2 protein-coding genes are annotated in these 2,353 nt (G+C 33.7%); one reads left to right on the top strand and one right to left on the bottom strand.

The window, feature by feature from the left end; translation table 11 throughout:
- Positions 1-1,715: DUF5011 domain-containing protein (locus tag HOG71_01455; GenBank protein MBT5989494.1), on the bottom strand; the 1,715-nt coding region annotated here is incomplete at its 3' end.
- Positions 1,716-1,830: 115 nt separating this feature from the next.
- Between HOG71_01455 and HOG71_01450 the strand changes: the two genes are divergently transcribed.
- Positions 1,831-2,353: transposase (locus HOG71_01450; GenBank protein MBT5989493.1), on the top strand; the 523-nt coding region annotated here is incomplete at its 3' end.

The following is a 2,353-nucleotide window of genomic DNA, read 5'->3' as shown; positions in this document are numbered from 1 at the left end:
GCTAAAAAGTCAAGGTTATTCACCACACTATCTCTGTTTGCATCGCCCGGGTAAACCGGATCAGGATCGTGCTTGAAAATAATACGCTCAACTTTTGTAAGGACGGAACTATTTCCATATACATCATAAGATACAAAATGGAGTGTGTCGTTTTCAAGTGAATTGTTGTTTACAGATCCAGTTATAATCGTGGTATCAATTCCAATACAAGTATCAAAAGCAACAAAACCAGAATCTGAATAAATATCCAATAAATTAAGCTGAACAGAATTATTGCCAATCAATTCTAATTCTGGAGGAAATTTATCAGGTGTTACAATGATAATACGTTCTTTTTGCTCAGCTTGATTACCGTATTTATCGGCCACATTGAACCTCATCCAATAGGTTCCTGTGTCACGGGTATTTAGATTGCTACTGATTTTAATGCTATCAGTTATATTCCCTTCTGCTAAATCATATGCCATTACATTGGTGTCGATATAATTGTAATAACATTGTTCAATGTATATAGTATCATGCCCAAACATGCTGATAACAGGAGCTGTGGTATCTTGCTGCACATGTATATAGCAGCTTCGATAAAGTGTATCTGTTATACTGGCTTGTATGGCCACAAGCTGGACATTGTAGCATCCTGTGTCATTGAAATAAACTCTTGGATTCCGGGAATTCGGATAGCCTGAAACAACGGTAAATGAAGAGGGGGTAATTTCCCACTTTACTGCCGTAGTGTAACATTTTGAAAAATCGAACAAGCTAACAACACCAAGAATTTCAACCGGATTATAATCATCGGCATAAAAATCGGCCTTCAGATTAATGACTTCAATTGTTTTAGTGAAAGTATCTATGTAATTGCAGTTCTGGGTAACTAAGGAAATCGTATCCGTTTTTGCTATCAAGGGAGTAAATAGAACATCCTTTTTATTGGACATAAATTGATTATTCCGAAACCAGCTAAATCTGGTTGTTCCTGATAATGAGGATGAATTTGTTACCAGAACATAATTACCTCTGCAAGCAGTATCGGGAATATCTAATGCAAAAGCCGAGTGCTGATAAGCATATCTTGATTCATCAGCTCCTAAAGAAGTATGTAACAAACAACGACTGTCTCCATCAACATCCTCCATTAATCCAATATTAATTCCAGCCAGCGATACATAATTGCTATCTAAATGTAAATTGCTTTCTGAAATGAAATGAGGATCTTTATTTGTCTGATAATTTGAAATAGAATAGCCTTTATTTGTGTAACTAAAAAATTGGCTGAATGTATAATCTAATCCATCAAGCTTAAATTTTTTGGAATTTAATCCATAAAAAAACGCATTGTGGTTAAAAGTAATACCACTATTGGTGTTTTTATAGCGAATTAAAAACGGATCTCCGTCTCCATAAAAAATATTGTTTACGAATTTTATATCTTCAACTCCACTATAAAAATATAGAAGATAGGTATTGGAAAGGGTTGTTTTATTTGAACTTATAGAGTTGTGGTAAATGTTTATCTTTTCGCTATCATAAAATAGTATGCCTACCGACAGGGTATTGCCATTTCCACCATTAACATGAACTAAATTATTAATAATATTACTTGTGTCGTTACCAAATCGATTTTCATCTGTAATTTGAAAACCTAAGCTAACATTTTTAATTTTGTTATTTGTAATAACAGATCGATTGCAACCATATAAATATACAGCAATCATTTTTAAAGCAGAATCACCAACAAACAAGACCGTTGCATGGTAAATGTGGATAAAAACGAGTTAAAAACGAATTCAAGAGCCTGTTAATCAGCGCAATAGACTGTATATTTGTAGCATGAAATTACAAAAAGCACCATCATTAGCAGACAGCATTTGCGATTTACGCACAAGAAAGATAAAATCAACATTCTTTAGTCAAATAGACAGACTTATTGATTGGAAAGAAATAAGTCAATTAATAGATAAGGATTATTCAAAAGGTAAAAGTGCCACAGGCACCCCATCTTATGATGGTCTCTTGTTATTTAAGATGTGTTTACTTCAAACATGGTATGGATTGAGTGATTATGAAGTAGAAGACAGGATAAATGATAGTTTATCATTTAGCTATTTCTGTGAACTCCCCATAGAACAAACAGCCCCAGACCATAGTACATTGAGCCGTTTTAGAACAGCCTTAACAAAAACAGGAACATTTGAAATATTGTTTAAATCTATAAATGAACAAGTAGAGAAGCATAATATCATAGTTAAGAAAGGTGCAATTGTAGATGCAAGTGTAATAGATACACCATTACGTCCTAAAGGAAAAACAAAGCATAAGGTAACAGAAGATCGCTCGGATAAACCAGTCAATG

It is taken from the genome of Bacteroidota bacterium (genome assembly GCA_018698135.1).
GTDB lineage: Bacteria > Bacteroidota > Bacteroidia > CAILMK01 > JAAYUY01 > JABINZ01.
Note: the sequence above shows the minus strand (reverse complement) of the source record. Positions and strands in the feature narration are given on the sequence as shown.